Source organism: uncultured Methylibium sp., assembly GCF_902826655.1.
Lineage (GTDB): Bacteria > Pseudomonadota > Gammaproteobacteria > Burkholderiales > Burkholderiaceae_C > Methylibium.
Genome location: NZ_CADEFR010000005.1, coordinates 35,497 through 59,699 on the forward strand (window position 1 = coordinate 35,497; position 24,203 = coordinate 59,699).

Annotated in this window: 22 protein-coding genes; 8 read left to right on the top strand and 14 right to left on the bottom strand. The window is 72.4% G+C overall.

Annotated features, from left to right (window positions below):
• Positions 1–111: 111 nt before the first annotated feature.
• A complete protein-coding gene (locus tag QZV97_RS03900; protein WP_295639044.1) occupies positions 112–2,121 on the top strand; it encodes a sigma-54-dependent Fis family transcriptional regulator in 2,010 nt (669 codons plus the stop codon).
• A gap of 22 nt (positions 2,122–2,143) precedes the next feature.
• Here QZV97_RS03900 and QZV97_RS03905 read toward each other — a convergent pair whose 3' ends face one another.
• Positions 2,144–2,584: a 4-oxalocrotonate tautomerase family protein gene (locus tag QZV97_RS03905; RefSeq protein ID WP_295638742.1), complete on the bottom strand. Its 441-nt coding sequence runs from the start codon at positions 2,582–2,584 to the stop codon at positions 2,144–2,146.
• Positions 2,585–2,849: 265 nt separating this feature from the next.
• On the opposite strand from QZV97_RS03905, the gene QZV97_RS03910 reads away from it, so the two are divergent.
• Positions 2,850–4,652, top strand: coding sequence for an NAD(P)/FAD-dependent oxidoreductase (locus QZV97_RS03910; protein ID WP_295638744.1), 1,803 nt, complete (start codon positions 2,850–2,852; stop codon positions 4,650–4,652).
• Between the two features lie 36 nt (positions 4,653–4,688).
• On the opposite strand, the gene QZV97_RS03915 is transcribed toward QZV97_RS03910, so the two are convergent.
• From QZV97_RS03915 to QZV97_RS03930, 4 genes are read right to left on the bottom strand one after another with little or no spacing between them, the layout of a single operon-like run.
• Positions 4,689–6,095: an efflux transporter outer membrane subunit gene (locus QZV97_RS03915; RefSeq protein WP_295638747.1), complete on the bottom strand. Its 1,407-nt coding sequence runs from the start codon at positions 6,093–6,095 to the stop codon at positions 4,689–4,691.
• A gap of 20 nt (positions 6,096–6,115) precedes the next feature.
• Entirely contained in the window at positions 6,116–9,373 is a 3,258-nt protein-coding gene (locus QZV97_RS03920; RefSeq protein ID WP_295638751.1) for an efflux RND transporter permease subunit, read from the bottom strand.
• A gap of 52 nt (positions 9,374–9,425) precedes the next feature.
• Positions 9,426–10,658 (bottom strand): efflux RND transporter periplasmic adaptor subunit, encoded by a 1,233-nt coding sequence (locus QZV97_RS03925; RefSeq protein ID WP_295638754.1) that lies wholly within the window; start codon positions 10,656–10,658, stop codon positions 9,426–9,428.
• 25 nt (positions 10,659–10,683) lie between these two features.
• Positions 10,684–11,535 (bottom strand): alpha/beta hydrolase, encoded by an 852-nt coding sequence (locus QZV97_RS03930; RefSeq protein ID WP_295638757.1) that lies wholly within the window; start codon positions 11,533–11,535, stop codon positions 10,684–10,686.
• Positions 11,536–11,675: 140 nt separating this feature from the next.
• Between QZV97_RS03930 and QZV97_RS03935 the strand changes: the two genes are divergently transcribed.
• Positions 11,676–12,614: a LysR family transcriptional regulator gene (locus QZV97_RS03935; RefSeq protein ID WP_295638760.1), complete on the top strand. Its 939-nt coding sequence runs from the start codon at positions 11,676–11,678 to the stop codon at positions 12,612–12,614.
• 19 nt (positions 12,615–12,633) lie between these two features.
• Here the strand turns inward: QZV97_RS03935 and QZV97_RS03940 are convergent, their stop codons facing one another.
• Both QZV97_RS03940 and fumC read right to left on the bottom strand, forming a co-directional pair.
• The gene (locus QZV97_RS03940; protein WP_295638762.1) at positions 12,634–12,852 is read right to left on the bottom strand and encodes a hypothetical protein; all 219 of its coding nucleotides are present in this window, start codon (positions 12,850–12,852) and stop codon (positions 12,634–12,636) included.
• Positions 12,853–12,920: 68 nt separating this feature from the next.
• The gene (gene fumC / locus QZV97_RS03945) at positions 12,921–14,318 is read right to left on the bottom strand and encodes a class II fumarate hydratase (protein WP_295638764.1); all 1,398 of its coding nucleotides are present in this window, start codon (positions 14,316–14,318) and stop codon (positions 12,921–12,923) included.
• 68 nt (positions 14,319–14,386) lie between these two features.
• On the opposite strand from fumC, the gene QZV97_RS03950 reads away from it, so the two are divergent.
• From QZV97_RS03950 to QZV97_RS03960, 3 genes are all read left to right on the top strand, one after another.
• A complete protein-coding gene (locus QZV97_RS03950) occupies positions 14,387–16,060 on the top strand; it encodes an ExeA family protein (RefSeq protein ID WP_295638767.1) in 1,674 nt (557 codons plus the stop codon).
• Between the two features lie 82 nt (positions 16,061–16,142).
• Positions 16,143–16,904, top strand: coding sequence for a general secretion pathway protein GspB (locus tag QZV97_RS03955; RefSeq protein WP_295638770.1), 762 nt, complete (start codon positions 16,143–16,145; stop codon positions 16,902–16,904).
• Positions 16,905–17,035: 131 nt separating this feature from the next.
• Positions 17,036–17,365 carry an H-NS histone family protein gene (locus QZV97_RS03960; protein WP_295638773.1) on the top strand — a complete coding sequence of 110 codons (330 nt, stop codon included), beginning with the start codon at positions 17,036–17,038 and terminating at the stop codon, positions 17,363–17,365.
• 32 nt (positions 17,366–17,397) lie between these two features.
• On the opposite strand, the gene QZV97_RS03965 is transcribed toward QZV97_RS03960, so the two are convergent.
• The 4 genes from QZV97_RS03965 to QZV97_RS03980 form a co-directional block, all read right to left on the bottom strand.
• Positions 17,398–17,709, bottom strand: a complete 312-nt coding sequence (locus QZV97_RS03965; protein ID WP_295638776.1) for a hypothetical protein — start codon at positions 17,707–17,709, stop codon at positions 17,398–17,400.
• A 15-nt stretch (positions 17,710–17,724) separates the two neighbouring features.
• Positions 17,725–18,447 carry a hypothetical protein gene (locus tag QZV97_RS03970; RefSeq protein WP_295638779.1) on the bottom strand — a complete coding sequence of 241 codons (723 nt, stop codon included), beginning with the start codon at positions 18,445–18,447 and terminating at the stop codon, positions 17,725–17,727.
• A gap of 31 nt (positions 18,448–18,478) precedes the next feature.
• Positions 18,479–18,730: a hypothetical protein gene (locus QZV97_RS03975; RefSeq protein ID WP_295638782.1), complete on the bottom strand. Its 252-nt coding sequence runs from the start codon at positions 18,728–18,730 to the stop codon at positions 18,479–18,481.
• Positions 18,731–18,885: 155 nt separating this feature from the next.
• A complete protein-coding gene (locus QZV97_RS03980; RefSeq protein ID WP_295638785.1) occupies positions 18,886–19,620 on the bottom strand; it encodes an NUDIX domain-containing protein in 735 nt (244 codons plus the stop codon).
• Between the two features lie 95 nt (positions 19,621–19,715).
• Between QZV97_RS03980 and QZV97_RS03985 the strand changes: the two genes are divergently transcribed.
• Both QZV97_RS03985 and QZV97_RS03990 read left to right on the top strand, forming a co-directional pair.
• On the top strand, positions 19,716–20,765 hold the full coding sequence (locus QZV97_RS03985; RefSeq protein WP_295638788.1) for an SPFH domain-containing protein: 1,050 nt from the start codon (positions 19,716–19,718) through the stop codon (positions 20,763–20,765).
• A gap of 16 nt (positions 20,766–20,781) precedes the next feature.
• A complete protein-coding gene (locus tag QZV97_RS03990; RefSeq protein WP_295638791.1) occupies positions 20,782–21,714 on the top strand; it encodes a sugar kinase in 933 nt (310 codons plus the stop codon).
• Here QZV97_RS03990 and QZV97_RS03995 read toward each other — a convergent pair.
• From QZV97_RS03995 to QZV97_RS04005, 3 genes are read right to left on the bottom strand one after another with little or no spacing between them, the layout of a single operon-like run.
• The gene (locus tag QZV97_RS03995; protein WP_295638794.1) at positions 21,653–22,621 is read right to left on the bottom strand and encodes an MxaL protein; all 969 of its coding nucleotides are present in this window, start codon (positions 22,619–22,621) and stop codon (positions 21,653–21,655) included. The genes QZV97_RS03990 and QZV97_RS03995 overlap by 62 nt on opposite strands.
• On the bottom strand, positions 22,618–23,172 hold the full coding sequence (locus tag QZV97_RS04000) for an MxaK protein (RefSeq protein ID WP_295638797.1): 555 nt from the start codon (positions 23,170–23,172) through the stop codon (positions 22,618–22,620). The genes QZV97_RS03995 and QZV97_RS04000 overlap by 4 nt, the downstream gene beginning before the upstream one ends.
• Positions 23,169–24,200 (bottom strand): vWA domain-containing protein, encoded by a 1,032-nt coding sequence (locus QZV97_RS04005; RefSeq protein WP_295638801.1) that lies wholly within the window; start codon positions 24,198–24,200, stop codon positions 23,169–23,171. Before QZV97_RS04005 ends, QZV97_RS04000 begins: the two co-directional genes overlap by 4 nt.
• Positions 24,201–24,203: the final 3 nt, after the last annotated feature.

Here is a 24,203-nt window from a genome sequence, read left to right on the forward strand (position 1 = left end):
CCGGTTCCGCTCGGGCTGAGCCTGTCGAAGCCACCCTGCTAGAGTGGCCCGACCCAGGCCCAGCTGCCGCACGAGCAGCCTCCCGCCATGGGCAGGAGACAAGCCATGCAGATGCCGCTGCGGCAGCACCGCCAGGACCAGCGCGAGCACATCGCCACCGTGATGCAGGTGGCCGAGGCCGGCCTCGCCGCGGATGCGGCACGCAAGCACGACCAGATCATCCGCGCCTCCTGGTCGCGCTGCGTGCACGAGCACCGGCTCGACCCCACGCGCATGCAGGAGGCGGTGATCCTGCCCAGCCACCAGCTGCGCGAGCACCAGGACCGCATCGAGGACTTCCTGCACATCGCTCGCCACGGCCTGGAGACGCTGTACCAGCAGGTCGCCGGCCTGGGCTACTGCGTGCTGCTGACCGACGCGCGCGGCGTCACGGTGGACTTCATCGGTGACCTGCAGCTCGACGCCAGCCTGCGCAAGGCCGGCCTCTACCTGGGCGCCGACTGGAGCGAGCAGCATGCCGGCACCTGCGGCGTGGGCACCTGCATCAGCACCGGCGAGTCGCTCACCGTGCACCTGGACGACCACTTCGACGCCACCCACATCCCGCTGACCTGCACCACCGCGCCGGTCTACGACGCGCAAGGCAAGTTGAACGCCGTGCTCGACATCAGCCAGCTCAGCAGCGCCCAGCCCAAGGCCAGCCAGCACCTCGCGCTGCAACTGGTGCGTACCTATGCCCAGCACATCGAGGACGCGAGCTTCCTGCACAGCCACCGCCACGCCTGGATCCTGCGCCTGAGCGCCGCGCCCGCCTTCCTCGACGTGAACCCCGACTACCTGCTGGCGCTGGACGACGCCGGCCGTGTGATCGGCCACAACCGCCGCGCCCAGCTGCTGCTGGAGGCGCAGTGGAAGCAGGCCGGTGTGGGCTCCGTCATCGGCCTGCCCTTCGAGCGCCTGTTCAACGCCACGCTGGCCGAGCTGGGCCGCTACACGCTACCGCGCGCCAACGACCAGCGCGCCATCACGCTCTCCGGCAGCGGCCGCGTGCTGTTCATGCTGGCCAGCCCGCCGCCCCGGCGCGAGCACGGACTGAGCGCCGCGGCGCCGCAACCGCAAGCCGGCAGCGAACGCAGGATCCCCAAGCCGCTGGCAGCCCTCTCGGGCGGCGACCCGGCGCTGGACCGGCAGATCGAGCGCGCGGCCAAGCTGGTCAACTCGCCCGTCAGCGTGCTGCTGACCGGCGAAACCGGCTCCGGCAAGGAGTACTTCGCCAAGGCCCTGCACCAGGCCAGCGAGCGCCGCGGCCGGCCCTTCGTGGCCGTCAACTGTGCTGCGATCCCCGAGACGCTGATCGAGAGCGAGCTGTTCGGCCACCTGCCCGGCAGCTTCTCCGGCGCCGGCCCCAAGGCCAAGAAGGGCCTGATCCAGGAGGCCGACGGCGGCACCCTCTTCCTCGACGAGATCGGCGACATGCCGCGCGATCTGCAGGCGCGCCTGCTGCGCGTACTGGCCGAACGCGAGGTGCTGCCGATCGGCGCGACCCGGCCCACGCCGGTCAACATCCGCGTCATCGCCGCGACCCACTGCGACCTGGAGGCGCTGGTGCGCGAGCGGCGCTTCCGCGACGACCTCTACTACCGCCTCAACGGCGCCCACATCGTGCTGCCGCCGCTGCGCGAGCGCCGCGACCTGGCGTGGCTGATCCAGCGGATGCTGGGCGAGTGCGCGAAGGCGGCGGGGCGGAGCGAGGCGCCGCGCCTGTCCAGCGAGGCCAGCGAGCGGCTGCACGCCCACGCCTGGCCCGGCAACCTGCGCGAGTTGCGCAACGTGATCGACTTCGCCTGCGCGGTCTGCGGCGAGGACAGCATCGCGCTCGGCGACCTGCCCGATGGCATGGCGGCGACGGAGCCCGCGGTGGCGCGGGCAGCGACCGCGCCCGTCGATCCCGCGGCGGGCGCCGACCCCGTGGCCCGCCTGCGCGAGGCGCTGCAGGCCAGCGGCGGCAACGTCAGCGCCGCGGCGCGACGGCTCGGCATCTCGCGCATGACGCTGTACCGCCGCCTCAGGCAGGCCGGTCTGGCCGCCCCACCGCGCGGCGGCGACCCGCCGGCCGACTGAAGGCGCGGCCCGCCTCAGGACCTCAGGACCCGACCGACTCCATCAGGGCCCGGTCGGCCGCCGGCAGCGCGGCCAGCCACTGCAGCTCGCTGCCCGGCTGTGGCAGCACATGGCCGTACTCGACCATGTGGCTCGCCTCCACATCGACGATGTAGCCCCAGGCCTGCGCCGGCTCCAGCCCGGCCGCCGCGCGCACCGCGGCCATCAGCTGCACCAGCAAGGTGGTCTTCAGCTCGCTCGAACGGCCGGCGCGGATCTGTCCGTAGACGAACACATGCTGGTGCGCCATCGGCTTGCCGCCGACGAACCAGTGGCCGGCCGGCACGTCCACGAACAGCACCTGCGCGAAGAAGGTCTGGGCGCCGGTGACTTCCTTGTGCACGCGCGTGATCTCGGCGGCGATGCGGGCGCGCTGGCCGGCGTCGAGGCGGCCGGCGGGGGCGTGGACGGTGTAGGTGGGCATGCAGGTCTCCGTGATGGGCGGGTCGGGAGCGACGATGCTAGAGCCTGTTCGGGCTGTCACAGCGTCACAGCGACACCTGTCTCGCTGTGACAGCGGTACAGACCGGCGCCGGGCCACCGGCGCACCGCCCCAGCCGACTTCGCCCCAGTGACGCCGTGGCTTGCCGTCGCCTGCGCCACCTGCGGCACGCGGCTTGCGCATGCGCTGCCGCCGGCCCCGTCGGGCCCGCGACTGTCATGCCCCAAGAATCCACGGAGACCCTCTCATGACCGAGCTTGCCAACCCCCACACCCAGTCCGCCCAGAGCTGGCTCGCCAGCCTGGGCGCGGCGCTGGAAAAGGGCGACATCGCCGGCGCGCTGGCGCTGTTCGACGACGACTGCTACTGGCGCGATCTGGTCAGCTTCACCTGGAACCTGCACACCGCCGAGGGCAAGCCCGCGATCGAGGCGATGCTGAAGGCCACGCTGGCGAACACCAAGCCATCCAACTGGCAGATCGCCGGCGAGGGCGAGGACGGCGGCGGCTTCACCCAGGCCTGGTTCACCTTCGAGACCGCGGTCGCGCGCGGCAAGGGTCTGGTGCGCCTGAAAGGCGACAAGTGCTGGACGCTGCTGACCACGATGGTCGAGCTGAAGGGTCACGAAGAGGCCAAGGGCGCGACGCGGCCCAAGGGCGTCGCGCACGGCGCGCAGGCCGACCGCCAGACCTGGTCCGAGAAGCGCGCGCAAGAGGCCGCCGAGCTGGGCTACAAGACCCAGCCCGAGGTCGTGATCATCGGCGGCGGTCAGGGCGGCATCGCGCTCGGCGCGCGGCTGCGGCGCCTGGGCGTGCCCACGCTGATCATCGAGAAGAACGACAAGCCCGGCGACAGCTGGCGCAAGCGCTACAAGAGCCTGTGCCTGCACGACCCGGTGTGGTACGACCACCTGCCCTACCTGCCCTTCCCCGACCACTGGCCGGTCTTCGCGCCCAAGGACAAGATCGGCGACTGGCTCGAGATGTACACGCGGGTGATGGAGCTGAACTACTGGAACTCCACCACCTGCAAGAAGGCGAGCTTCGACGAGGCCAGGGGCGAGTGGACCGTCGAGGTCGAACGTGAAGGCAAGGCGGTCACGCTGAAGCCGAAGCAGCTGGTCATCGCCACCGGCATGTCGGCCGTGGCCAACGTGCCCAGGTACCCGGGCGCCGACGGCTTTGCGGGCGAGCAGCATCACTCCAGCCAGCACCCGGGGCCGGACCGCTACGTGGGCAAGAAGGCGGTGGTGATCGGCTCCAACAACTCGGCGCACGACATCTGCGCGGCGCTGTGGGAGAAGGGCGTGGACGTCACGATGATCCAGCGGACCTCCACGCACATCATCAAGAGCGACACGCTGATGGAACTGGCGCTGGGCGGCCTGTACTCCGAGCAGGCGGTGGCCGCCGGCATCGACCACCACAAGGCCGACCTGATCTTCGCCAGCGTGCCGTACCAGATCATGCACGGCTTCCACATCCCCGTGTACGAGGAAGCAAAGAAGCGCGACGCCGACCTCTACGACCGGCTCGCCAAACGCGGCTTCATGCTGGACTTCGGCGACGACGGCTCGGGCCTGTTCATGAAGTACCTGCGCCGCGGCTCGGGCTACTACATCGACGTGGGCGCGTCCGAGCTGGTGGCCGACGGCAAGATCAAGCTCAAGAGCGGCGTGGGCGTCGAGAAGATCAACGCCAGGTCCGTGAGCTTCTCCGACGGCAGCGAACTGCCGGCCGACCTGATCGTCTACGCCACCGGCTACACGTCGATGAACGGCTGGGCCGAGATGCTGATCAGCAAGGAAGTCGCCGACAAGGTCGGCAAGTGCTGGGGCCTGGGCTCAGGCACCACCAAGGACCCGGGGCCCTGGGAAGGCGAGTTGCGCAACATGTGGAAGCCGACGCAGCAGCAGAACCTGTGGTTCCACGGCGGCAACCTGCACCAGTCGCGGCACTACTCGCAGTTCCTGTCGCTGCAGCTGAAGGCCCGCGCCGCCGGCATCCCGACGCCGGTGTACGGGTTGCCGAAGGTGAATCACCTGAGGTGACCCACACCGGTCGTCGTGCGCGGCGGTTCGCTGCCGTCAGATCGCCGCCTCCCAGCCCCCGCCCAGCGCCCGCACCAGCCCCACGGTCGCCTGGTACTGCGCGGCCTTGACCTGCAGCGCCTGGCGGCGGTTGGCGAGTTCGCTGCGCTGCGCGTCCAGCAGGTCGATCTGGCTGACCAGGCCGTTGCGGTAGCGCGAGCTGGACAGCACCGTCGCGCGGCTGGCCGCGGCGACTGCGCGCGACTGCGCGTCGGCCTGCTCGGCCAGCAGGCGCAGCGCGGACAGCTGGTCCTCGACGTCGCGGAAGGCGACGAGCACCTGCTCGCGATAGCCGGCCAGCGCGGCGTCGAGCTCGGCGCTGGCGTTCTGCACGCCGGCCTCGCGGCGCCCGCCGTCGAAGAGCGGCAGCGACAGCAGCGCGCCCACGCCCCAGGACCGCGCCGACCACTTGAACAGATCGCCCAGTTCGGGCGAGGCGTAGCCGCCGTTCGCGGTGAGCGACAGGTTGGGGAACCAGGCGGCCTGCGCCACGCCCACACGCTGCTGCGCCGCCAGCATGGCGTGCTGCGCAGCCGACACGTCGGGCCGGCGCGTCAGCACCGCACTCGGCACACCGGCCGGAATGACGGGCAGCGCGCTGCGCCAGTCGGCCGCATCGACGCGGAAGTCCGACGCGGCGGCGCCGACCAGCACCGCGAGCGCGTGCTCCAGCTCGGCGCGGCGGCGGTCGAGGGCCAGCGCTTCCGACTCGGTCGCGGCGACCTGGGTGCGCACGCGCGCGACGTCGAGCTCGGCCACGTCGCCGGCGCTGTAGCGGCGCTCGATGAGGTTGAGCGTGTCGCGGTAGGCGGTGACGGTGTCGCGCACCAGGCGGCGCTCTTCGTCGACGGCGCGCAGCGCCAGGTAGGTCTGCGCCACGTCGGCCTGCACCAGCAGGCGCGTGCTCTGCAGCAGCGCCTCGCGCGAGCGGGCGTCCAGCGCGGCAGCGCGGCTGGCGGCCTGCAGGCGGCCGAACAGGTCGACCTCGTAGGCCAGCGACGCGCCGGCGCTGACGACGGTGGCCGGACGGTTGCCGTTGGCCGCGTCGGTGCCGCGCGAGGCGCCGGCGCCCACGCCGATCTGCGGCAGGCGGTCGGCGTCCGCCGCGCGCAGGAAGGCGCGCGCCTGCGCCAGCCGCGCCGCGGCGATCTGCACGCTGTGGTTGGCGGTGGCGGCGCGTTCGACCAGGCCGTCGAGCGTGGCGTCGTCGAAGGCCTTCCACCAGGTGCCGCGGGCCTGCGGCTCGGCGGGCGCGGCCTGGGTCCAGCGACCGTCGCCTTCCTTGAAGGCCGCAGGCGCGGCCGGCAGCGCGGCGGGGTCGATGGCGGGGGCGCTCACGCAGCCGGCCAGCAGCAGGGCGGCGAACAGGGGCGCGAGCAGGCGCTTGTTGGCAAGGATCTTCATCGTCTTCTTTCTGTGACTGGTCACTCGTCGGCGCGCCGCGGCGCGGCCGGCACGGGCCTGATCGATGCGCCGCCGGCGCTGCCGTGGCTGTCGCCGTGGGTGCCCGCAAAGGCCTCGACCTGCGGCACCTCGCCATGCAGCTTGAGCGGCTGGTTGCCGGTCAGGCGGCGCAGCAGCACATAGAACACCGGCGTCAGGAACAGGCCGAAGGCCGTGACGCCGATCATCCCGGCGAACACCGCCACGCCCATGGCCTGGCGCATCTCGGAACCGGCGCCGCTGGACAGCACCAGCGGCAGCACGCCCATCACGAAGGCCAGCGAGGTCATCAGGATCGGGCGCAGCCGCAGGCGGCTGGCCTCGATCGCGGCCTGCACCGGCGTGCGTCCGGCGAACTCCAGCTCGCGGGCGAACTCGACGATCAGGATCGCGTTCTTGGCGCTCAGCCCCACCAGCACGATCAAGCCGATCTGCGTGAACACGTTGTTGTCGCCGCCGTCCAGCCACACGCCGGTCATCGCGGCCAGCAGGCCCATCGGCACGATCAGGATGATCGACAGCGGCAGCGTCAGGCTTTCGTACTGCGCGGCCAGCACCAGGAACACCAGCAGGATCGCCAGCGGAAAGACCCACATCGCCGAGTTGCCGGCCAGGATCTCCTGGTAGGTCAGCTCCGTCCACTCGTAGCCGATGCCGGGCGGCAGCGTCTCGGCGGCGATGCGCTCGATCGCGTCCTGCGCCTGGCCCGAGCTGTAGCCCGGCGCCGCACCGCCGTTGATGTCGGCAGCCAGGAAACCGTTGTAGCGCATCGCGCGTTCCGGGCCGGCGGCATGCTCCACCTTCAACAGCGCGGCCAGCGGGATCATCTCGCCGCTGGCCGAGCGCACCTTGAGCTGGCCGATGTCGTCGGCGCGCGCGCGGAACGGCGCATCGGCCTGCACGCGCACGGTGTAGGTCCGGCCGAACTTGTTGAAGTCGTTGACGTACAGCGAGCCGAGGTAGATCTGCAGCGTGTCGAACACGTCGGTCACCGCGACGCCGAGCTGGCGCGCGCGGGTGCGGTCGATGTCGGCATAGAGCTGCGGCACGTTGACCTGGTAGCTGCTGAACATGCCGGCCAGCTCGGGCGTCTGGTAGGCCTTGGCCATGAAGGCCTTGACGGCCTGGTCGAGCGCCTCGTAGCCGAGGCCGCCGCGGTCCTCGAGCTGCAGCTTGAAGCCGCCGGTCGTGCCCAGGCCCTGCACCGGCGGGGGCGGGAACATGACGATGAAGGCGTCCTCGACGGCCGCGTACTTCTGGTTGAGCTGCTGCGCGATCGCGGCGCCGCTGAGGCTGGGGTCCTTGCGCTGGTCGAACGGCGCCAGCGTCGCGAACACGATGCCGGAGTTGGAGCTGTTGGTGAAGCCGTTGATCGACAGCCCCGGGAACGACACCGCGTGCTCGACGCCCGGCTGCGCGAGCGTGATGTCGCCCATGCGGCGGATCACGTCCTCGGTGCGGTCGAGCGTGGCGCCGTCGGGCAGCTGTGCGAAGCCGATCAGGTACTGCTTGTCCTGCGCCGGCACGAAGCCGCCGGGCACCGCCTTGAACAGCGCGCCGGTCGCGGCCAGCAGCACGAGGTACACGCCGACCATCACCGTCTTGCGCGAGATCGCGCGCGTCACGCCGCCGCTGTAGCCCTGGGCGCCGCGCCTGAAGACGCGGTTGAAGGCGGCGAAGAAGCGGCCGAACACGGCGTCCATGCCGCGCGTCAGCGCGTCCTTCGGCGCGTCGTGGCCCTTGAGCAGCAGCGCGGCGAGCGCCGGCGACAGCGTCAGCGAGTTGATCGCCGAGATCACCGTCGAGATCGCGATCGTCAGCGCGAACTGTCGGTAGAACTGCCCGGTCAGGCCGCTGATGAAGGCGAGCGGCACGAACACGGCCACCAGCACCAGCGCGATCGCGATGATCGGGCCCGAGACCTCGCGCATCGCGCGGTAGGTGGCCTCGCGCGGACTCAGGCCCGCCTCGATGTTGCGCTCGACGTTCTCGACCACGACGATGGCGTCGTCGACCACGATGCCGATCGCCAGCACCAGGCCGAACAGGCTCAGCGCGTTGATCGAGAAGCCGAACAGGTGCATCACCGCGAAGGTGCCGATCACCGACACCGGCACCGCCAGCAGCGGGATGATCGACGCGCGCCAGGTCTGCAGGAACAGGATCACCACCAGCACCACCAGCGCCACGGCCTCCAGCAGCGTGTGCACCACCGACTCGATCGAGGCGCGCACGAACTGCGTCGGGTCGTAGACGATCTCGTAGTCCACGCCCTCGGGCATGTTCTTCTTCAGCTCGGCCATGGTCTGGCGCACGCTGTCCGAGATCTGGATCGCGTTGGAGCCGGGCGCCTGGAACACCGGCACGGCCACGGCCTGCTTGTTGTCGAGCAGCGAGCGCAGCGCGTACTCGGACGCGCCGAGCTCGATGCGGCCCAGGTCCTTGAGCCGCGTGACCTCGCCGTTGGCGCCGGTCTTGACGATGATCTCGGCGAACTCCTCCTCGTTCTTGAGGCGGCCCTGCGCGTTGACCGACAGCTGCAGGTCGATGCCCGGCAGGCCCGGCGAGGCGCCCACCACGCCGGCGGCGGCCTGGATGTTCTGCTCGCGGATCGCGCGCACCACGTCGCCGGCCGACAGGCCGCGCTCGGCGACCTTCTGCGGGTCGAGCCAGACGCGCATCGCGTAGTCACCCGAGCCGAACAGCTGCACCTGGCCCACGCCCTCGATGCGCGCCAGCCGGTCCTTGACATTGAGCACCGCGTAGTTGCGCAGGTAGGTCATGTCGTAGCGGTCGTTCGGCGACAGCAGGTGCACGACCATCGTCAGGTCCGGCGAGCTCTTGACCGTGGTGATGCCCATGCGGCGCACCTCCTCGGGCAGCCGCGGCTCGGCCTGCGCGACGCGGTTCTGCACCAGCTGCTGGGCCTTGTCCGGGTCGGTGCCGAGCTTGAAGGTGACGGTCAGCGTCATCAGGCCGTCGGTGGTGGCCTGGCTGCCCATGTAGAGCATGCCCTCGACGCCGTTGATGGCCTCCTCGATCGGCGTGGCCACGGTCTCGGCGATCACCTTGGGGTTGGCGCCGGGGTACTGCGCGCGCACCACCACCGAGGGCGGCACGACCTCGGGGTACTCCGAGATCGGCAGCGTGCGCAGCGCCAGCAGGCCGGCGATCAGCATCAGCAGCGACAGCACGCCGGCGAAGATCGGCCGGTCGATGAAGAATCTGGACAGGTTCATGACGCGCTCCCTCGTGCGCTGGATCGTTCGGACTTGTTGTGAAGAGCGCGGCTCAGGACTGCGTCGCGCCGTCGCGGCGGGCCTGCACCTCGGGCTTGGCGTGCATGTCGACGGACTGCGGCTTGACCAGCGAGCCGGGCCGCACGCGCTGCACGCCGCCGACGACGATGCGCTCGTCGGGCTTGAGGCCGGCGGTGACGATGCGCAGGCCGTCGACGGCCGCACCCAGGCTCACCTCGCGGTAGGCGAGCTTGTTGTCGGCGCCGACCACCAGCACGAACTTCTTGCTCTGGTCGGTGCCGACCGCGCGCTCGTTGATCAGCAGCGCCTGCGCGCTGCGCGCCTGGCCCATGCGCAGCTTGGCGAACTGGCCCGGCATCAGCGTGCCGTCCTTGTTGTCGAAGACGGCGCGCACGCGCACCGTGCCGCTCTTCGCGTCGACCTGGTTGTCGACGAGCTGCAGGCGGCCTTCGAGCGGCGTGTCGGCGGTGGCGGCGGTGCCCATCTGCACGGGGATGCGCTCGATCTGCTGGCGCGCGCTGGCGCCGCCCTGCCCCAGGCCCTTGAGCGCGCGGGCGACGACCTGCTCGTCGGCGTCGAAGCTCGCGTAGATCGGGCTCACCGACACCAGCGTGGTCAGCACCGGCGCGCCGGGACCGGCCGCGACCAGGTTGCCCACCGTCACCTCGAGCCGGCCGACGCGGCCGGCGACCGGCGCGCGCACCTGCGTGTAGGCCAGGCTCAGGCGCGCCGACTGCAGCGCGGCCTGCGCGGCGCGCAGGTTGGCCTCGGCCTCGCGCTGGGCGTTGACGCGCTCGTCGAGCTCGCGCTGCGCGATGGCGCGCTCGTCCCACAGGCGCTGCGCGCGATTGCCCTCGCTCTGCGTGTAGGCGACGCGCGCCTGCGCGGCGACGACCTGCGCCTCGGCGCGGTCGACGTCGGCCGCGTAGGGCGCCGGGTCGATGGTGATCAGCAGCTCGCCCTGCTTCACCAGCGCACCCTCGCGGAAGTGCACCGACTGCACGGCGCCGGCGACGCGCGAGCGCACGTCGACGCGCTCGACCGCCTCGAGGCGGCCCGAGAACTCGTCCCACACCGAGACCTCGCTCTGCACGACGGCCGCCACCGACACCGGCGTGGCCTGGGGTTCGGCGGGCGCGGGGTTGGCCTCGGCGTCGGGCGCCTGCAGGCCGAACAGCGCGGTGGCGACGGCGGTCAGCGCGGTGAGCGCGGTGCCGGCGGCCCACAGGCGGCGGCGGGCACGAAGGGGAAGCGGCTGGTTCATGGGAGGTCCTCGGTCTGGAGTTCGACTAGCGGTGTGCGGAAACAGGAACGGCCGGTGCCGACAGGACGCGGCGGAAGTGCTGGCCCAGCGGCGCGGCCCAGGCGGGGCGCTCGTGGCCGGATTGCATGCAGGCGCACGGCCAGCCGGTCTCGCCGGGCAGCGTGGCCTCGTCGACCGCGACACCGGCTTCGCGCAGGCGCGCGGCGTAGGCCAGGGTCTCGTCGCGCATCGGGTCGTCGTCGGCGGTGACCAGCAGCGTCGGCGGCAGGTCGTGCAGGCGCAGCGCGCGGCCGGGCGCGGCGTAGGGGTGCAGCGCGTCGTCGGGCTGCGACAGGTAGTCGTGCCAGCCGTCGGCCCAGCGGCAGCCGACCGGCCCGGCCTGCGCCTCGCGCAGCGATGCGGTGGCGACGCAGGTGTCGAGCATCGGCGACAGCAGGATCTGGCCGGCCAGCGGCGGGTGCTGGCGGTCGCGCGCCATCAGCGCGACGGCGGCGGCGATGTTGCCGCCGGCTTCCTCGCCCGCGACCCACAGGCCGCTGGCGGTGCCGGCCAGGCGCAGGCGGCGGCGCCAGGTCCATTCGAGCGCGGCATGGCCGACCTCGATGGCCGCCGGGAAGGGCCGCGCCGGTGCCAGCGGGTAGTCGACCGAAACCACCACGGCGCCGGCCTCGGCCAGCAGGCCGGCGACGCGCGAACCGCTGTCCAGGTCGCCGGCGACGAAGGCGCCGGCATGGAAGTGCAGGACCAGCGGCGTCGGGGTCCGGGCCGGGTGGCCGGCGCCGCGATAGACGCGCGCCCGCACCGTGGCGTCGCCGTCGAGCGGGATCAGCTCATCGGTCGTGACGACATCGGGGCGGAGGGAGGTGACGGGAGACATGGCGCTGCGCCCACGGGTGGCGACTCGGCTTGTTGCGATGCAGCGAAAGATAGTGCCGGCCCGCAAACCAATAGATAGCCACGCCGCTCATGCTTTGTTTCACCAAAGCAATAATCGACCGCACGGACAAGCTCCTCGCCATGCAGGTCTTCGTGCGCGTCGTCGAGAGCGGCACCTTCACCAAGGCCTCCGACTCGCTGACCCTGCCCAAGCCGACGGTCACGCGGCTGATCCAGTCGCTGGAGGGGCATCTGCAGACCAAGCTGCTGAACCGCACCACCCGCAAGGTGACGGTGACGCCCGACGGCGCGGCCTACTACGAGCGCGCGCTGCGCCTGCTGACCGAGGTCGACGAGCTGGAGTCCAGCATGTCGCACGCCAAGGTCAGCCCGCGCGGGCGGCTGCGCGTCGACGTGCCGGCCGCGCTGGGCCAGCTGGTGCTGATGCCGTCGCTGCCGGACTTCTGCGCGCGCTACCCCGACATCCAGATCGACCTGGGCGTCGGCGACCGGCCGGTCGACCTGATCGGCGAGAACATCGACTGCGTGATCCGCGGCGGCACGCTGACCGACCAGTCGCTGGTGGCGCGGCGCGTCGCGGAGTTCCACATGATCGCGGCGGCCAGCCCGGCCTACCTCAAGCGCCACGGCATGCCGCGACACCCGAGCGAGCTGGAGGACGGCCACGAGGTCGTCGGCTACTTCTCGGCGCGCACCGGGCGGCTGATCCCGATGGACTTCAACAAGGACGGCGAGCGCGTCGAGGTGACGGGGCGCTACCGGGTCGCGGTCAACGATTCCAACGCCTACACCGCCGCGGGGGTGGCCGGGCTGGGCGTCGTGCAGACGGCGACCTTCATGCTGCAGGACCACATCGGCAGCGGCGCGCTCGAGCCGGTGCTGGCGGACTGGTGCTCGGACCCGGTGCCGATCCACGTCGTCTACCCACCCAACCGCCACCTCAGCGTGAAGCTGCGCGTCTTCGTCGACTGGGTGGCCGAGCTGTTCGCGCACCACGACCTGATGCAGCGCTGCAGCAGCCTGCCGCCGCGGCAGGCCACGGCGCGCTTCGCGCGCTGAACGCCCGGCGCGGGCCGCCTCAGGCGGCCGGCGCGTCCGGCCCGGGCAGCGTCATGCCCATCGCCTTGGCCGACATGTAGAGCGTCTTGGTCAGCAGCTCCACGCCGCCGGCGTTGAGCTCCAGCGGGAAGATCTGGCCGTTGGCCATGAGCAGCTCCAGCAGCACGGCCTGGCCGTCGTCGGACAGCACGGCCTGCTTCAGGCCGACGCAGCGCAGGGGTTCCATCGTGGAGCTCATCGTCGTTCTCGTCATGTCGGTTCGCGGAGCCGCGATGCTGCCATGGCGGCGCGGCGGCGCCATCGGGCTCAGCCCTCGGTCGGCCGGAGCATCCGTCGCGCGTCGACCCAGGCGTCGAACTGCTCGCCGCTGACGCCGCCGACCGCGAGCGCGGCCTCGCGCAGGCTGCTGCCGCTCCGGTGCGCGTGCTTGGCGATCTTCGCGGCGCGGTCGTAGCCGATGTGCGGCGCCAGCGCGGTCACCAGCATCAGCGAGCGCTGCAGCAGGTCCTCGACGCGCGCCGCGTCGGGCTGCAGGCCGGCGACGCAGTGCCGCGCGAAGCTGCCCATCGCGTCGGACAGCAGGCGCAGGCTGTCCAGCACGTCGTGCGCGATCAGCGGCTTGTAGACATTGAGCTCGAAGTGGCCCTGGCTGGCCGCGAAGCCGATCGCCGCGTCGTGGCCCATGACCTGCGCGCAGACCATGGTCAGCGCCTCGACCTGCGTCGGGTTCACCTTGCCCGGCATGATGGAACTGCCGGGCTCGTTCTCGGGCAGGCGCAGCTCGCCCAGGCCGGCGCGCGGGCCGCTGCCCATCAGGCGGATGTCGTTGCCGATCTTGGTGAGTGCGACCGCCAGCATGCGCAGCGCGCCGTGGAAGCCGACCAGGGCCTCGTGCCCCGCCATCGCGGCGAACAGGTTGTCGGCCGGCGCGAACGGCAGGCCCAGGCGCTGCGACAGCTTCGCGGCCACGCGCGTGCCGAACTCGGCGTGCGTGTTGAGCCCGGTGCCGACCGCCGTGCCGCCGATGGCCAGGCGCTGCACCGGCGCGAGCGACTGCGCGAGCGCGGCCTGGCACAGGTCGAGCTGCGCGACATAGCCGCCGAACTCCTGGCCCAGCGTCACCGGCGTCGCGTCCTGCAGGTGGGTGCGGCCGATCTTGACGACGTCGGCGAAGGCGCCGGCCTTGTCGTGCAGCGCCGCGCGCAGCGTCGCCAGCGCCGGCTGCAGACGCTCGCGCGCCTGCAGCGCGACGGCGACGTGCATCGCGGTCGGGAAGACGTCGTTCGACGACTGGCCCAGGTTCACGTCGTCGTTGGGGTGCACGCGGCGGTCGCTGCCGCGGCGGCCGCCCAGGGCCTCGGACGCGAGCGTCGCCACGACCTCGTTGACGTTCATGTTGCTCTGCGTGCCCGAGCCGGTCTGCCACACCGACAGCGGAAAGGCCTCGGCATGCTCGCCGGCCGCGATGCGGGCCGCGGCGTCGGCGATGGCGCGGGCCTTGTCGGCGGGCAGCAGGCCGAGCTCGTGGTTGACCTCGGCCGCGGCCCACTTGACCCAGGCCAGCGCGCGCACCACCTCGGCCGGCATGCGCTGCTCGCCGATGGCGAAGAAGTGCAGGCTGCGCGCGGTCTGCGCGGCCCACAGCGCGTCGGCCGGGACCTCGATGGGCCCGAAGGCGTCGGATTCGGTGCGGGTGGCGGTCATCGCGGGCTCCAGGTGAGCCGCTAGCTTAGGCGAGGCCCGCATCGCCCTGGCGACGTATCCTCCGCCCCATGTATGCGCCGTTCTTCGGGCTGAAGCAGGAGCCGTTCTCGATCGCGCCGGATCCGCGCTATCTCTTCATGAGCGAGCGCCACCGCGAGGCGCTGGCGCACCTGCTGTACGGCGTCAAGGGCGGCGGCGGCTTCGTGCTGCTGACGGGCGAGATCGGCGCCGGCAAGACCACCGTGTGCCGCTGCTTCCTGGAGCAGATTCCCAAGCGCTGCAACGTCGCCTACGTCTTCAACCCGCGGCTGACGGTCGAGGAACTGCTGCGCTCGGTCTGCGACGAGTTCGGCATCCCCAATCCGCACCAGGGACCGGGCGCGACGACGGTCAAGGACTGGGTCGACGCGCTGAACGAGTTCTTGCTGCGCACGCACGCGGTCGGCCAGAACAACGTGCTCATCATCGACGAGGCGCAGCAGCTGTCGGCCGACGTGCTGGAGCAGCTGCGGCTGCTGACCAACCTCGAGACCAACGAGCGCAAGCTGCTTCAGATCGTGCTGATCGGCCAGCCCGAGCTGCGCCAGATGCTGGCGCGGCCCGACCTGGAGCAGCTGGCGCAGCGCGTCATCGCGCGCTACCACCTCGAGCCGCTGTCCGAGAACGAGACGCTGCAGTACATCCGCCACCGCCTCGCGATCGGCGGGCTGACCACCGCGGCGCCTTTCGGCCGCGAGGCGATGCAGCGTGTGCACCAGCTGTCGCGCGGCGTGCCGCGACGCATCAACCTGCTGTGCGACCGCGCGCTGCTGGGCGCGTACGCGACCGGCCGCAACCGCGTCGACGCGGCCATCGTCGACAAGGCCGCGAGCGAGGTCTTCGACAAGACGCCGCCGCGGCGCCGCTGGCGGCCGGGCCGCGTCGAGACGCTGGGGCTGGGCCTGGTCGGCGGCGCGGCGCTGTGGGGCCTGGTGTCGTGGGCGATCGACGGGCGCACGGCCGCGCGACCCGACGCGGCCAGCGCGCAGGCGGCGGCGATGCCGGCTGCATCGGGGCCGGCGCCGGCAGCGAGTGCGGCTTCGGCGCCGACGGCAGTGCAAGCCGCCGCTGCGGGCCAGACGACGGCCGCCGCGATGATCGACCTGAAGGCCGGCCTGCAGCGCATGCCGCGCGACGAGGCCGGCGCCTGGCGCGCGCTGGCGCCGCTGTGGAAGCTGGAGCTCGGCGAGGGCGAGCCCTGCCGCGCGGCGCAGCGCCAGCAGGTGCTCTGCTACAAGGCCAGCGGCACGCTGGCGCTGATCCGCCAGCTGGACCGGCCCGCCATCCTGACGCTGCGCGACGACGAGGACCGGCCCGGCTACGCGCTGCTGACCGGCCTGAACGCGCGCAACGCGACGCTGCTGCTGGACGGCACGCCGCAGAGCGTGCCGCTGGTGGCGCTGGCGCAGCGCTGGCGCGGCGAGTTCGCGACGCTGTGGCGCGCGCCGGCCGGCTACTCGCAGCTGCTGGTCGACGGCAGCGCCGGCCCGCTGGTCGACGGCCTGGCCGCGCAGCTGGCCGGCCTGCAGGGCGAGCCTGCGCCCGCCGCGCCGCAGGCCTACGGCGCCGCGCTGCGCGCGCGCGTCGTCACCTTCCAGGTCGCGCAGGGCCTCAAGCCCGACGGGCTGGCCGGCCCGACGACCTTCATGCAACTGAACCGGCTCGTCGGCGTCGACGAGCCGCGGCTCCACACGGAACACTGATGACGACCCCCAACGCACCTTCGGTGCTGCCCCCCGCGGGGGCGCTCAGCCCTCCTGGGGCGGCCCGGCGAGGGCTGAACTGATGTCCTACATCCTCGACGCCCTGAGGCGCGCCGACTCCGAACGCGAGCGCGGGGCGGTGCCGGGCCTGCATGCGCAACCGGGCGCCGCGAGCAGCGACGACGACGAGGGCACGGCCGCGAGCGCAGGGACCAATCCGCTGGTGTGGGTGATCGTCGCGCTGGCGCTGGTGCTGCTGGGCTCGCTGGCGTGGAACATGATGAGCGGCGGCGATACGCCGGCGACCGTGGAGCCGGTGGCCGTCGCGCCGATGCCGGTGCCGGCCCCTGCTCCGCCGCCCGTCGCCATCGTCGTCGCGGCGCCGCCGGCACCGGCACCCATACCGGCAATCGCACCGACACCCGCACCCGCACCGAAGGAAGCCGCCCCCGCCCGCGCGACGCCCGAGCTGCCGCTCGACAAGCCGCTGCCCCGACCGCAGCGCCCGGCCGCCGAGCCGCGCAAGGCCGAGCCGGCGCCGGCCGCGTCGAAGCCGGCTGCGGTGCCAGGCAAGCCCGAGCCCGCGACCCCCACCGATACGCCGGCCACCGAGCCGCGTCTCTACGCGGTGAACGAGCTGCCCGACGACGTGCGCCGCGCGCTGCCGCTGCTGGCCTTCGGCGGCTCGGTCTATTCGGAGACGCCGGCCAACCGCATCCTCATCATCAACGGGCAGGTCTACAACGAGGGCGGACGGCCCACGCCCGACGTCGTGCTCGAGCAGATCCGCCTCAAGAGCGCGGTGCTGCGCTTTCGCAGCTACCGCTACGAAGTGGCGTATTAGAAGCAGAGAAGAAAAGGAATGAAACCGGGAAAGCCGGGCCGATGGATCGCGCGCGAAGCGTGACCCAGGATTCAGCTCCGACTCGTTATCCTCGGGGTTCCCGTTGGGACCTTCACTACAAGGAAACGAGAATGACCCGGACCATCGCCCAGATCGAAAAGCAGATCGCGCGCCTGAAGAAGCAGGCCGACGCGATCAAGCAGAAGGAAGTCGGCGGCGTCGTCGCGCGCATCAAGGAAGCGATCGTGCATTACGGCCTGACCGCCGCCGACTTGGGGCTCGCGAAGCGCGCGAAGGCGGCCGTCGCCAGCAAGAAGAAGCCGGGCCGCCGCAAGAAGCGCGCGCTGCCGGTCAAGTTCCGCGACGCCGCCGGCAACAGCTGGAACGGCCACGGCCGCCGGCCGAAGTGGTTCCTCGACGCGCTGGCCTCGGGCAAGAAGCCGGACGACCTGCTGGTCTGAGCGTCCGTCGGGCCGCGCGCGTCCGCGTCCTTTCATCCGCCGCCCGGCGGCTTGCCGCCGCGGCCCGGCACGAGCTTCAGGCGTCGCTGCGCATCGAGGCCGGGCGTGGCGCGCATGTCGGTGTCGACCTGGCCGGCGTCGAGGTCGCGCCGGGCCTGGCGGATCACCGCGTCGGGCTTCTCGGCCACCGCGCCGGCCGACTGGTCGCGCTCGTGCGGCAGGGCCAGGCGCTCGTCGGTCGGCGAGGGCGGCTTCGATCCCGGTGCGCGGGGCGACTTGCCGACCACGGCGAGACCGGCGCGTCGCTTGACGGCCTGCGAGGGCGGAGCGGGAGAGCGGGACATGGCGTTTCCTGAGGGTCAGTGCCGCGTCGAGGCGACGTCGTAGGAGTCGAAGACCTGCCGCAGCGGCCGGGTCTCGGGCAGCACGTAGACGACGCCGCGCTGCGCCGCGAAGGTCGGCCGGACGTGCGCGTCGTAGAACGCCGCCGGCACGTTGATGCAGCCGTACGAGATGCGGTTGTCGTCGATCGACGCACTGGCGAGTCGCTCGGCGCGCCGCTCCGCCGCGTGCGTGGTGCGGACGCGGTGCATCGACACGGCGGCGCCGTAGTCGACCCAGATCACGTCTTCGCCCAGCGCATTGCGCCCCGGCTCGGCGACGAAGCGGCCGGCCGGCGTGGTGCGCTCGTGCGGGCGCACCTGGTCGACGGGGCGCGTGCCGATGCCGGGGACCGAGTCGTCGCCGCGCGCCGACCCCAGCAGCACCGGACTGCTGGCGCGCAGCCGGGCCTGCGCGTCGAACACGTGCACGACCGCATGGGCCTTGTCGACGATGGCGAAGCCGGCGCTGCCGTTGTCGCGCGAGTCGGCGATCCACTCGGCCAGCTGCCGCGCCTGTGCGCTGGGGTTCGCGGCGCCGAAGTCGGGCTGGCGCGGGCTCGCGGATTCGTCCGGCGTCGCGCGGTAGAGAGTCGCGCCGGGCGGCCCGGCCGGCGGAAGCAGCAGGCCGAGGATCGCCGCGCCGGCCAGCGCGCCGCGCCGCAGGTCCGACAGCGCGAACGCGTCGCTCCTCGTGGCCATGGCATCGACGCTCCGTGCCGGCGCGGGGGCTTCAGTTGCGGTCGGCGATCGGCGCACGCTCTTCGGCGGTCGTCATGCCGCTGTCGGCCGGGGGCGCGGCGGTGCTGCCGCTCGTCGTGCCGGAGCTCGTGGCGTCGGGCTGTGCCGGGTGGGTCGGCAGCGTCTCGGTCGTCTGGCCCGGCATGGTGGGCGGTGCGGTGCTCGTCTGCGCGTAGGCGAAGGTGATGCTGCCGACGACCGACAGCGCAGTCACGGTCGTGACGAGGAACTTGGAGGTGTTCATGGCGATGGCTCCTGCAGGGATGAGGGGATGGACGTGGCACCGATCGAGCGGTGCCGAACCCACCGTAGGAGCATCGACGGGCGACGTCTGTGCGTCGGCACACAGTGCCCGCATCGACGAACTCCCGCCGACGCAGCGCCGCCGCCGGCCCGCCGCTACTTCGGGGCGTAGAAGGTCCGCGGAAAGAACACCAGCTCGCCGGGCCGCCTGACGCGGTACAGCTGCGCCGGCCGGAAGTTGCCGGTGCGCATGCGGTCGACCGGCTCGAGCCAGTCGACCGACAGCATGCGGGTGCGGAAGGCGCTCTTCTCGAGCGGCCGGCCCAGCACCGTCTCGTAGCCGCGCTGCAGGTCGGTGAGCGTGAAGGCCGGCGGCAGCAGGTAGGCCGGCAGCGAGGTGTACTCGACCTTGGCGCGCAGTCGCTCGACGGCCTGCTGCACGATGCGGCGGTGGTCGAAGGCCAGCGGCGGCCAGCGCTTCTCGGCGTCGACCGGCCACCACCTCGCCTCTTCGGCATTGCCGCCGGGCTGCAGCTCGATCTCGTCCGACGGCATCAGCGTGAAGTAGACGTGCGTCGCCGACCAGCCGCGCGGGTCGCGCGTCGCGTCGCCCCAGCTGCCCAGCTGTTCCAGGTAGGGCGGCACGACTCCCGTCTTCTCGCGTAGCTTGCGCTCGGCGCAGGCCTCGAGCGAGGCGTCGCGCGCCACGTCCACGAAGCCGCCGGGCAGCGCCCAGCGGCCGGGCTGGGGCTCGTCGCGCCCCTCGGGCCGCCGGACCAGCAGCAGGTGCAGCTGGTCCTCGCGCACGGTGAAGACCACCACGTCGACGGTGCACAGCGGCCGCTGGATCGTGGCGGCGGCGCGGGCGGCAGATTCGCTGGATCGTGGCATGGGTCACGACGGGGTGCTTGACAACGCCGATCTTAGTTCTATTATCCAACTTACATAGTGGCCTGATCCCACTATCAACCCGAAAGGAGCTCCCCATGCTCGGCCTCCAGTACATCAAGACCCCGCCCACCACCTACCTGATGCAGTTCCGCGGCGGGCGGCTGGTGCGCGAGGGCGCAGGCCTGTCGCTCTTCGTCTACGCGCCGGCCAGCACCCTGGTCGCGGTGCCGGTGGCGAGCCGCCGCGACGACTTCATCGAGCCCTACACCACGGCCGACTTCCAGACGCTCACCGTGCAGGGCCAGGTCACCTGGCGCATCCGCGAGCCGCGCAAGACGGCGGCGATGCTCGACTACTCGCTCGCGCCCAGCGGCAAGGCCTACGTCTCCGACGGCCCCGAGAAGCTGCCCGAGCGCGTGCTGAGCCTGCTGCGCGTGCTGATCCAGCAGGGCATGAAGCGCCGCCCGCTGAAGGCCGCGCTGCAGGCCGGCGACGAACTGGGCGCCGAGGCGCTGCGCGCGCTGGCCGTGCACCCCGAGATCGCCGCGCTGGGCCTGGAGGTGCTGGGCCTGGCCGTCGAGGCGGTGCGCCCGACGCCGGAGACCGCGCGCGCCCTGGAGGCCGAGGCGCGCGAGTCGATCCTCAAGTCCGCCGACGAGGCCATCTTCCTGCGCCGCAACGCCGCGGTCGAGAACGAGCGCCAGATCCGCGAGAGCGAGCTCGAGACCGAGATCGCCGTCGAGCGCAAGAAGCGCACGATCCGCGAGACCGAGGTCGAGACCGAGGCCAGCATCCAGGACAAGCGCGCGCAGCTGGCGCAGGCCGACATGCGCTCGAACATCGCGCTGGAGGACGAGCGCAGGCAGCTGGTCACCAGCCAGGCCGCCAACACGCGCGCGCTGGCCGAGGCCGAGGCCCACCGCGTCGGTGCGCTGATGCAGGCGCTGGAGAAGGCCGACCCCAAGGTGATCCAGGCCTTCGCCTCGGTGGGCATGGAGCCGGGGCAGCTGATCGCGCAGGCCTTCGGCGGCCTGGCCGAGCGGGCCGACAAGATCGGCGAACTCAACATCTCGCCGGACCTGCTGCGCTCGCTGATGGGTGGTGGCGGCGGCGCGCCGGCCCGTGGCGCCGCCGGCAAGGCCTGACCCGGCAGAGACCCCCATGGCTGCGCTCGAACGCAAGGTGGTGCTGGTCACGCGGCGCACGCGGCTGGAAGAGCTGCTGCTGCGCTTCGTGACCCTGGAGCAGGCGCGCTTCTACGTCGAGCACCTGGGCGCGGACTTCCACGACTACGAGACCGAGCACGCCAGCTACCGCGCCGCGGTCGCGTCGGTCAAGGCGCGGCTCGAACGCCACGGCCGCTACCAGATGGTGGACCGCGGCCTGCTGCCGAACTTCCTGTTCGGCCCCGACGACCTGGTGATGGCGCTGGGCCAGGACGGCCTGGTCGCCAACACGCTGAAGTACCTGGACGGCCAGCCGCTGGTCGGCGTGAACCCCGACCCGAAGCGCTACGACGGCCTGCTGCTGCCCTTCGGCGTGGCCGACGTCGACGCGCTGCTGCCCGAGGCGCTGGCGAACCACCGGCCGCTGAAGGCCGTGACGATGGCGGTGGCCTCGCTGCAGGACGGCCAGCGCCTCTTCGCGGTCAACGACCTCTTCATCGGCCCGCGCAGCCACACCTCGGCGCGCTACGAGCTGCAGCACGAGGCGAGGCGCGCGGTGCAGTCGTCGAGCGGCATCATCGTGTCGACCGGGCTCGGCTCCACGGGCTGGATGCGCTCGGTGCTGGCCGGCGCGATGGCGATCGCCGGCGGCCTGGGCCACGCGCAAGCGGCCGCGGAGGAGCGGCCGATGCGCTGGGACAGCGATCGCCTGCTGTTCGCGGTGCGCGAGCCCTTCCCCAGCCGCACGACCCAGGTCGATCCGGCCTGGGGCTACGTCACGCACGAGCACCGGCTGACGCTGCGCTCGCTGATGGCCGAGGGCGGCGTGATCTTCAGCGACGGCATCGAGGCCGACTACCTGGCCTTCAACGCGGGAACGATGGCCGAGATCGCGGTGGCCGACCGCCAGGGACGGCTGGTCGCCTGAGGCGCGGCAGCGGCGGCGCGAAGCGCCAGGCCAGCAGCGCCAGCGCCAGCAGCGCCGGCAGCCAGCGCAGGTCGGTCGGCGTGGGCCGCGGGCGCGCCAGCGCCGGGTCGAGCATCGCATCGGCCAGCGCGTCCGCGCCGGCCAGCCGCCGGTAGCCGAAGCCGACCAGCTTCGCCAGCTCCTTCAGCCGCTCCTCGTGCAGCGCCGACAGGTGCTCCTGGCTGCGGCCCGGCGCCACATCGCTGCGCTGCACGACCTCGTCGGCCGCCCAGTAGCCGGCGGCCTCGCCGTCGCGCGTGGTCTTGGGGATGCGCTGCGGCGCATCGCCGCCCACGCCGATCAGCCAGCCGCCGACCTCGCCGGGCGTGATGTCGCCCATCGGCGGCGACTCGTTGGCGCGCAGCGGCGGCGACTCGTGGCCGTCGGTGAAGAAGACCACGCGCGTCGCGTCGTCGACGGCGCGCGCGGTGCGCACCGTCCAGGTCACGCCCTTGCCGACGTTGCTGGCATTGGCCCAGCGCATGCGGCCGTCGATGCGCTCGAGCGAAGCCAGCAGTTCGTCGTAGTGGCTGCAGACCTCGACCGGCAGCATCAGCGGCAGCGTGCGGTAGTCGGCGAAGATGGCCCAGCCCAGGCGCGACCCGCAGGGCAGGCGCGGCAGCAGCTCGCGCATCGCGGCGCGCGCCGCCGCCAGGCGCGCGACGGGCGCGCCGTTCCAGACGGCGTCCTCGACGTCCATGCTCTGCGTCAGGTCGAAGGTGACGAGGTAGCTGTAGGTCGGCCGCTGCAGCGTGACGGGCGGCAGCCACAGCGCCAGCGCGAACAGCAGCGCGGCCACGGCGATGACGCCATCGCGCCGGCCGACCGCGTGCAGCTGCAGCGGCAGCCGCCAGCGCCGCCGCGTCAAGGCAGGTCCCCGGGGTCCATGCCGCGCAGCATGACGCGGCGCCGCTCGACCGGCTCGTTGACCTCCTCGGCCACGGCCTCCTGCTCCTCGGGCGCGAGCCGCAGCGCACGCTCGAGGTTGTAGCGCGCGTCCCAGTCGCCGGGCGAGGCGCGCAGCAGGTCGCGGTAGCGCTGCTTGGCCAGCTCGACCAGCGGCAGCGCCTCGCCGCCCTGCGCCTGGCCCTGGCGCAGGTAGAGGTTGCCGAGGTTGAACAGCGCATCGCGGCCGATCGCGTCGACGTCGCCGGCGCGGATCAGGCCGACGTAGGTCTTGGCGGCCGCGTCGTGCGCACCGGCCCGCGCCAGCGCCACCGCACGGGCGAGTCGCGCTGCGGGCGGCGCGTCCGGCGACGGCAGCGTGGCCGCGGCCGGGTCGACCGGTGCCTGCGCCGCCTCGGCGATCGCCGCGTTCAGGCGCGTCGCCTGCTGCAGGCGCCAGACCTGCACCGCGACCGCCGCCGCGCAGGCCACTGCCAGCACGCCGAACACCGCGTGCACCGTGATCCGCCTCATGCCTCGCGCTCCTTCCATCGCCCGCCCCGCAGCGGCCAGGCCTGCAGCTGCACCGCGCGGCACAGCAGCAGGCCGAGGCAGCACAGCAGCGCCGCGACGAAGAAGCCGCCGCCGTGGTCCACGCGCGGCACGCGCCGAAAGTAGCTGAGCGGGAAGTTCTGCTGCTTGTCGATCTCGCTCATCGCCGCGGCCATCATCTGCGCGTCGTCGGTCTGGTACAGCCGGTAGGGCGTGGCCAGCGAGCGGAAGAAGGTGTGCAGCGCCATCTCCTCGACCGAGTCCATGCTGCCGCTGCCTTCCTGCGTGAGGTCGGGCGAATTGCCGCTGCTGCGGATGTAGATCCAGTACAGGCCGATGCGCTCGCGCGCCAGGCCGGCGCGGATGCGCTCGCGCGTCGGCTCGTCGAGCTGCGCGCCGCCGTCGGACACCACCAGCACGATGCGGCTGCCCGAGTAGCGGCGGCCACTGAACTCGTCGATCGCCGCCAGCAGCGCCTTGCCCATCAGCGTGTCAGGCAGGCCGCGGCCGATGCCGGTGGCGGCCAGCGCGGCCTGCACCAGCGTGTGGTCGTCGGTGAAGGGCACGACGCGCAGCGGGCTGGTGCTGAAGGCCATGAAGGCGAAGCGGTCGTCGGGCCGCCGGGCGACGAACTGGCTCAGCAGCCCGCGCACCACCTCGCTCTTGGTCGGCATGCTGGCGTTGAACTGGCCGCCGGCCTTGACGTCCTTGGGCACGACGTTGGCATCCATGCTGCTGCTGCGGTCCATCAGGATCAGCACCTCGGCGCCGCGCCCACTGCGCAGCACCTCGCCGCCCGAGTGGCCCGGGCCGGCCAGGCCGATCACGGCGCAGGCCATCGCCGCGACCGCGAAGGCGCGCCACAGCAAGCCGGCCAGGCGCCCGGCGCGGTCGGCCGGCAGCCAGGCGATGGCCGAGAACGCCAGGGTGTCGCTGCGCCGGCGCAGCAAGGGCAGCCCCGCCAGCGGCAGCAGCAGCAGGAACCAGGGCTGGGCGAAGTCGAGGCCCATGGC